The sequence below is a fragment of the Micromonospora qiuiae genome, from assembly GCF_016863555.1.
GTDB classification, from domain to species: Bacteria; Actinomycetota; Actinomycetes; order Mycobacteriales; family Micromonosporaceae; genus Micromonospora; species Micromonospora qiuiae.
In genome coordinates this window covers 1-7,397 of sequence record NZ_BOPC01000141.1, presented here as the reverse complement: position 1 = coordinate 7,397, position 7,397 = coordinate 1, and the positions used below count along the sequence as shown (strand labels likewise).

Here is a 7,397-nt window from a genome sequence, read left to right as displayed (position 1 = left end):
CCAAGGTGGCCACCGTCCTATTGCCGGTCGCTCTTGCTGATCTGCCGGTGCAGGTTCTGGTGCGGATGCGGTCCGACCGGGTGCTGCGCCTTCTCGGCGGCGGTCTCGGCGGTGAATTGGGGGGATGATGGGTGTGCTCATTGGTACTTCTCAGGCAGGTAGGGCAGATGGGTGCGTGCCGCTGAGATGGCGCTGGAACTCGGCACGAAAGGGGGCGAGCCGGCTGGTCCGGTTGGCGGTGAGCGCGCCGATGAGCTGGCCGTTGCGGTGGTAGGTGACGACGAGGCGGTGTTTGGAGTCGTCGTGCTCGATCACCGCGCTCACGTCGGCGAGGTGCGGCAGCCCGACTGAGCGCATCCGCACCCCGTAGAGGTCTGACCAGAACGACGGCACCGGCCGGTAGCCGGGGGTGGTGTCGGGCTGGAGCAGGGTCTGCGCTGCGGCGGTGGCCTGCTCGACGGCGTTACTCCAGTGCCCGAGCGAGATCAGCTCGTTCCCGGCCAACGGGTGCGGCCACCGGGCCAGGTCGCCGGCGGCAACCACATCCGGGGCGGGCCGTCCGTCGTCCCACAGCGGCCGGCAGTATTCGTCGCAGACCAGCCCTCCGTCGGTGATCAGACCGGACCCGGCGAGCCATTCGATGTTCGGCTTGGCGCCGAGCGCTAGGACCGCCAGGTCCGCCTCGACGTTGGTGCCGTCGGTCAGCTCGGCTCCGGTCAGCTCGCCCCGGGCGTTGCCGGTGAAGTCTCGTACCCTGACGCCGAGTCGCAGGTCGACGCCGTGCGCCCGGTGCAGGGCGGCCACGAACCGCCCGACGTGCGGGCCGGCGGGCGCGAGTAGCGGCCAATCCTGGGATTCGACGAGAGTCGCGGGGACACCGAGGGCCCGGGCCGCCGCGGCGACCTCGCCGCCGAGGAAGCCGGCGCCGACGATGAGCAGCCGGCCGGCATGGGGCAGCGCCTTGGCCACCTGAATCGCGTCGTCGAGCCCCCGGATGGTGTGCACGCCGGTAGGTGTCGTGGGGCCCGGCCAGGGCCGGGCGCGGGCGCCGGTGGCGAGCACCGCCCCGTCGTAATGGAGCCTGGCGCCGTCGGCGAGGTGCACCGCGTGGGCTGACACGTCGAGTCTGGTCACGGGTACGCCCAGCCGCCACGTGGCGTCGAGACCCGGTGCAACGGGCAGCGCGGTCTGTTCGGGTCGCCACCCGTCGTTGAGGAACTGCTTGGTCAGCGGCGGCCGGTCGTACGGCAGGTGTGGCTCGTCGCCGACCAGCACGAGTTCACCCGCGTAACCGGACCGGCGCAGTGCCTCGGCGGCGCGCAGCCCGGCGAGTGAGGCGCCGACCACCACGATCCGGCGCAGGGGGCTCATGACTCGCCCACAAGGCGAATGGCGCGGACGGGGCAGGCGGCGACGGCGGCGCGCACCTTGTCGTGCTGCGACTCCGGAGGCTCCGGCTGGTACGTCAGGATTTCGTCCTCGTCGAACGCGAACACCTCGGGTGCGGCGTACACGCACTGTCCGTGGTTCTGGCACAGGTCAAGGTCGACGGTCATGGTCATGGCTGGTCCGCCTCCAATTTGATGATGGGGTTGAAGCGCGAGTACTTCGGTGCGCTCCAGGTGAAGGGGCTGGCATGGTCGATCTGGACTACGCGCTCGACGTGGAAGTCGACCACCCGCTGCGCGCCGGGTAGCCGGACGGCTGGGTCCCAGTCGACCTCGGCGGTCCCGGTCAGGTGTAACGCCGTACCGGAGGGCCAGTCGACGAGCAGCAGGCCTGCGGCCGGGTCCTGTTGGAGATTGCCGAGGGTCATCAGCATGGCGTTGCCGACGTAGTCCGGCCAGCGCAACCGGTTGGGCGAGAGCACCTGCACGAAGCCGGGGTTGCCGCCCCGGTGCGAGGCGTCGCACGCACCCGCCGCGGATCGGGTCGCCACGAAGAAGGTGTCAGCCCGCCGCACGGTCTCCTGCTGGCTCGGGGTGAGCACCTCGCCGATGAGCGGTGGCTGGGGCGGTGGGGCGTCGGTGGCGCGCTGCGGGGTCCGCTGCTGGATGTACTTGGGGCAGTTGGCGTAGACCTGCTCGGCCCTGACCCGGAGCCCGCCGGGCCTCGGGTAGCTGACGCCGTTGAGCCGCATCCGTCGCCGCGTGCCGGGCTCGATCGCGATCGAGCCCACCTCGGCCGGCCCGACGAGCACCGAAGCGAGCGGATCACCGGGCACCGGCCGGGCTTCGATGTCGATGGTCCGCTGGTCGGGGGCGCTGATGAAACCGGCCGGCCCGGTGAGCAGGGTCGCCCACATGCGCCCGTCGTCGTCGGCCGCGCCGATGACGATCATGGGCTGCTCGGTCAGGAACTGCACGGCCGCTGGTGGGAGCGCCGCGCCGATCGCCAGGCGGGAATGCTCCGCCTGCTCGACGACTCCGGCCCGCCGCTGCGCGGCGAGTTCCCCGGGGTGGTACTGGGCCATCAAAGCCTCCTCTCGGCACTTCTGAAGCGGAACGGTGGTGGTGCCGGCCCGGAACACCGGGGCCGGCACCACCGGGCGGCCTAGAAGAATCCGCAGGTGGGAGCGCCGCCAACCGGGGCGGCGACCACGTCCGCGCCGGTCGGCGCGTACACCTCGAGCCGGATGCCGTCGGGGTCGGTGAAGAACACCCCGCCGGAGGACGCTCCCTCGCCGTGCGGAACAACACCGTCGTACGCGAACTCGGCGCCGAGTGCCCGCAAGGTCGCCTGGATGGCCTGCACCTCGGCGATCGTCTCGACCTGGAACGACAGGTGGTGCAGACCGGGACGGTTGGTGGGGAAACGGCCGTCGGACTGCTGCCAGAGCGTCACGAGCAGGTGCCCGTCCCGGCCGAGGAACGCAAAGCGCCGCCCCTCCTCCGCGCCCTCGGCCTGCACGTCGAGCCCAAGCACGGCTCGATAGAAGTCGATTGAGCGGGCGAGGTCGGTGACGTTGAGCCCGACGTGCCCGGTCTTCAGGGCGGTCGGTGCGGTGGTCGTGGTCATGGGACACCTCCGTGGCGGGCGCGCCGGACCCTCCCGGCGCTTCTAACCTACAACCGACACGTTAGGGGTTAGATCTTCAACCTGTCAAACAGCGCCGATGGGTTAGAGTGGTGGACGTGAGTGACAAGGACCAGCCGCGCGATCCACGCCCGCTCGTCGGCGAGCCGCTCGGTCTGGACCTGCTCAACACGATCTGGGTGGATGCTGAGGGCCCACACGACCTGCTCGGCGACCTGGCGGGGACGCGGCTCTGGCTCGCCAGCAACAACCGCTCCCACTGGCCGGCCACCGAGCCCGCCCGCCAAGCGCTGCTCCTAGCGCGCGAGGCGATACGGGCGCACATCACCGACCCGGCCTCCCCAGCAGCTCTCGCCAGCCTGAATGCCGTACTCGCCTGGGGCCACATCACGCGCAGCGTCGGGCCAGACGGGCCGGTAAGCGTGGTACGGGTCGACGACCCGGCGCACCTGGCGGCCTGGAGCGCGGCCGACGACTACCTCACACTGCTGGCGGAGCACCCCGACCGGCTGCGGCGCTGCGCTCACCCGGACTGCGTCCTGCACTTCTACGACACCAGCCCGAAAGGCAATCGCCGCTGGTGCTCGATGGCCGGTTGTGGCAACCGGGCCAAGGCCGCCCGGCACTACGCGCGCAGCCGGCGCCCGGCCAGCTAACGAACGGCGAGCCCAGCAGGCCGAGCGTGTAGCCGCAGGTCGGGGCGGTGCCCGGTACGCGGATGGGCCACGATCGTGCTGGTCGTTTCACGCTCGCCGCAGTTGGTGCTCACGGCGGGCGGGGCGCCGATGGGATCGCCACCGGCGCCCGCTGCCGGATCAGTGGTCAGAGCGGTGGCTTGGCGTGACGATGAGGGCTAGGAGAGCGGCGGCAGTGGCCAGGATGGCACCGGCGGTGAAGCCGCGGGTGAAGCCGGTCGTGCTGGCTCCGGTGATGCTCGCGGCAGCGATGCTCGACACCAATGCTGCGCCGAGCGACGCACCGAACTCGTGAAAGGTGCTGACGATCCCGGAGGCGAGTCCGGATTCCTGTGCAGTGACCTGCCCCAACGCGGTGGCGGAGGCGACGACGAAGACGGCACCGGTCCCTGCCGCGGCGACGCTGACCCCGGTCACCATGGCCACCATCCCGTCCCATAGGGCGGGGATCGCCATGCCTGCTGCCGCAACGAGAAGGCCCAAGACACCGAGAGCCCGCGGACCCGTACGACCGACGACCCGGCCGGCAGCGTTCGCCCCGACCATGGTCGCGAGCGCCACGGGCAGGAAGAGCAGGCCCGTCTGCAGCGCGCCGTACCCCCGGTAGTCCTGCAGGTAGAACGTGCCGAGGAAGAAGACACTGATCATGAGAGCGGTCGCGACGAGAATCAACAGGGCCCCGGTCGCCACCGGTCGGCGAAGCAGAAGCCGTATATCCATGAGCGGGCTGGCGGCGAGCCGCTGACGGGCGACGAACCCGCCGTAGAGGAGCACAGCGGCCGCTACGAGCATCAGGGTCGTCGCGCTGCCCCAGCCCCGGTCCCCATCCCCGATCACCGCGTAGAGCAGGGATCCGGTGGCCGCTGTCACCAGCACGGCGCCAAGCACGTCGAGTCGGTCCCGTGCGCCTGCCGGCGGCTGTGGTGGGAGTTGCGTTCGGAGCATGAGCAGCAGCACGAGACCCACCGGCACATTGACGTAGAACACCCACGGCCAACCCGGTCCGGCGGTCAACAGGCCGCCGAGGAGGACTCCGAGTGCGGCGCCACTGCCGCCGAGGGCGGACCAGATCCCGAGGGCCTTGTTGCGCTCGTCGCCGTCGAAGATGGTGACGACCAGCGACAGCGCGGCGGGGGACAGGATCGCTGCGGCGAGACCCTGCGCGACCCGACCGCCCAGCAGCATGGGCCCGGTGGTCGCGAGGCCTGCGGTCAGGGACGCGGCGGCGAACAGCAGGAGCCCGGTGAGCAGGAGGCGTCGGGCCCCGAACAGGTCGGCGGCGCGGCCTCCGAGTAGGAGCAGGCCGCCGAAGGTGAGGGTGTATCCGCTCACCACCCACGTGAGGGTTTCCCGCTGCAGCCCGAGGTCCGCGCCCATGTGCGGCAAGGCGATCGCGACAACGGTGACGTCCAGGATCAGCATCAGCTGTGCGATACCGACAAGTCCGAGGATCTTCCACCGCTGCGGGTGGGGTCTGCGGGGCGGACTGGCTGCGGTCAGGGACTCGACCACGACGATCAGCTCCTTCAGTAAGTCGAACAGGCATGTTCGAGTTCTGCGCGCTACGATAACCCGTACATGCGTGTTCGACTTGAAGGGGTTGCATGTCTCACTCAGGGGCCCGCAGAGCTGACGCCCGGCAGAACGTGGACAAGATCCTTGGCGCAGCTGTGGCCTGCCTGAGCCGGAACGCCGATGCCAGCGTGAGCGAAATCGCTCAGGCCGCCGGGGTGGGCCGGGTGACCCTGTACGGGCACTTCCCGTCGCGAGAGGCCCTCGTAGAGGCCGCGGTCATGCGGGTCCTGTCCGAAGGGGAGAAGGTTCTCGGGGGCATGGACCTCACGGGCGACCCGCGGGAAGCACTCAACGTCCTGATCAGATCAAGCTGGCTGCTGCTCGCCCAGGCCACCGCTGTCCTCGAAGCGGCTCAGGCGTCGTTGCCGCCCGGACGGTTGCAGGAACTCCACGCCAAACCCGCACAGCGCGTCGACAACCTGATCCGACGCGGCCAAGCCGAAGGAGTCTTCCGCACCGATCTCCCAGCCGACTGGCTGGTTAGCGTCCTGCACCACGTCCTGCACGGCGCAGCCCTCGATGTGGCCGCTGGCCGACTGGACCGGGCCGACGCTCCACACTTCATATCCGAGACGATCCTGGCCGCCTACACACGGAGCGACAAATAGCAGCTGCGGCCAATGTGCGGCCCTTTGCATGGGATGCCAGGCCCCGCCGCACATGGAGAAAATCAGCGGTGAGCTCCGCGCGCTGGCGACCGGAATCGAACGGGCCCACTTCGTCGCCGTGGCGGCGGCGCGGGTCGCAGCTGCTGTGGCAGTAGCAGTAGGACAGTTGCTGAACCTGTCCGTCGTGGCGAACGAGCCAGCTGAGCAGAGCGGCGCGGTCCTGCGGGTGGTGCGCCAGCAGGTGGTGAGCGTAGATAACGCCTCCGCCCCATGGTGTAGGCGGCGGTGGAGGGAACAAGTCCGGCACCCATCGCCGAGGCGTCGATGGGTGGTGGCCGGGGCATCGGCGGCGCGATCGGCGAGGCGTTGCCGTGGGAATCCCAGGAACTTTCGTCCGTGTGATGGAAAGTGTTCCCTGATTCGATGAAAGCCCTGGACAGCTTGGGGGTAAGTTAGTAATGTCGGTCAACATCAATAGGTTTGATCGACGGAAACTACCGGCACAGTAGCTCTCGGCGGTGACCCCCGAAGGGCGTAAGCCGTCAGGGGCCCCGACCGGCTACTGAACCCCCATCCCCAGGTCGACGCCGCACCGCGGCGATCGTTCGCGGTTCGCGCCGCAGGTCGACCGACAATCCTCCGTACCCGACGACACGCCATCGATTCCAACGCGGAACCTGCTCGATGTTGTGTGCGAACCGGCTCGCCGCAGGCGTTGGTCGACCATCCACATTAGACGGATGTGGCCTTCGGCCACGGCCGGGGATCCCGTGCGGCCAGGGAGGGGCTGAACGGATCTGCGCACCACCCGCACCTCTGGCGACGCCTGACACCGACGGGCTGCGCTCGCATGCCCGCATGTTGAAGGAGGCAAGTGTGCATCCACGTCCACGGAGAAAACGGCCGACCGCGAGCCGGATCCGGAGATCGGTAGCGGCCATCGCGACGGTGGCGCTGCTGCTGACCACCGGTCTGGCCGGCTCCCCGGCGAGCGCGCGTCCGACCGGGACCGACCGGCCGGCAACGGCAAACAAGGGTTCCTCGTCACAGATGCAGGCCCAGGTCCTTACCTGGACCGCCGGTGACGACTTCCGGGTGTACACGTCGGCACCGGCCACCGCCACGGCCGGGCCGGCCACCCTGGTCTTCGAGAACAGCCGGGCCACCGGTAACACCACGGGGATGCAGCACACTCTCACGTTCGACACGATCGACCCGAGATACAACAGCGACGTCGACGTGAACATCCTGGCGGATCCGACGGACAGTAACGGGGGCCGCTGGACCGTTGACGTGATGCTGACGCCCGGCACCTACCGCTACTTCTGTGCGATCCCCGGCCACGGCAGCATGGCCGGCCTCCTGGTGGTCACCCGCGACGACACGGACACCACGCCGCCCACGGTCACCGCGGCGGTGACGGGGGAGCGGAACGAGGACGGGGCGTACGTGGGTAGTGCCACGGTGACCCTGTCGGCGACGG

Annotated in this window: 8 protein-coding genes; 3 read left to right on the top strand and 5 right to left on the bottom strand. The window is 69.7% G+C overall.

What is annotated here, in order from left to right:
- Positions 1-150: 150 nt before the first annotated feature.
- The 4 genes from Vqi01_RS29700 to Vqi01_RS29685 all read right to left on the bottom strand — a co-directional run bounded on the left by Vqi01_RS29700 (position 151) and on the right by Vqi01_RS29685 (position 3,018).
- The gene (locus tag Vqi01_RS29700; protein WP_204038449.1) at positions 151-1,371 is read right to left on the bottom strand and encodes an NAD(P)/FAD-dependent oxidoreductase; all 1,221 of its coding nucleotides are present in this window, start codon (positions 1,369-1,371) and stop codon (positions 151-153) included.
- A complete protein-coding gene (locus Vqi01_RS29695) occupies positions 1,368-1,562 on the bottom strand; it encodes a ferredoxin (protein ID WP_204038448.1) in 195 nt (64 codons plus the stop codon). Before Vqi01_RS29695 ends, Vqi01_RS29700 begins: the two co-directional genes overlap by 4 nt.
- Positions 1,559-2,473 carry a pyridoxamine 5'-phosphate oxidase family protein gene (locus Vqi01_RS29690; protein ID WP_204038447.1) on the bottom strand — a complete coding sequence of 305 codons (915 nt, stop codon included), beginning with the start codon at positions 2,471-2,473 and terminating at the stop codon, positions 1,559-1,561. Before Vqi01_RS29690 ends, Vqi01_RS29695 begins: the two co-directional genes overlap by 4 nt.
- Before the next feature lie 80 nt (positions 2,474-2,553).
- On the bottom strand, positions 2,554-3,018 hold the full coding sequence (locus Vqi01_RS29685) for a VOC family protein (RefSeq protein WP_204038446.1): 465 nt from the start codon (positions 3,016-3,018) through the stop codon (positions 2,554-2,556).
- A 116-nt stretch (positions 3,019-3,134) separates the two neighbouring features.
- On the opposite strand from Vqi01_RS29685, the gene Vqi01_RS29680 reads away from it, so the two are divergent.
- Positions 3,135-3,692, top strand: a complete 558-nt coding sequence (locus Vqi01_RS29680; RefSeq protein ID WP_204038445.1) for a CGNR zinc finger domain-containing protein — start codon at positions 3,135-3,137, stop codon at positions 3,690-3,692.
- Between the two features lie 159 nt (positions 3,693-3,851).
- Here the strand turns inward: Vqi01_RS29680 and Vqi01_RS29675 are convergent, their stop codons facing one another.
- Positions 3,852-5,243 (bottom strand): MFS transporter, encoded by a 1,392-nt coding sequence (locus tag Vqi01_RS29675; protein WP_239098768.1) that lies wholly within the window; start codon positions 5,241-5,243, stop codon positions 3,852-3,854.
- A gap of 92 nt (positions 5,244-5,335) precedes the next feature.
- Here Vqi01_RS29675 and Vqi01_RS29670 point away from each other — a divergent pair, with 92 nt between their 5' ends.
- The gene (locus Vqi01_RS29670) at positions 5,336-5,914 is read left to right on the top strand and encodes a TetR/AcrR family transcriptional regulator (RefSeq protein ID WP_204038444.1); all 579 of its coding nucleotides are present in this window, start codon (positions 5,336-5,338) and stop codon (positions 5,912-5,914) included.
- An 858-nt stretch (positions 5,915-6,772) separates the two neighbouring features.
- Positions 6,773-7,397, top strand: a 625-nt coding sequence (locus Vqi01_RS29665; RefSeq protein ID WP_443673880.1) for a cupredoxin domain-containing protein, incomplete at its 3' end; no start/stop codon positions are given.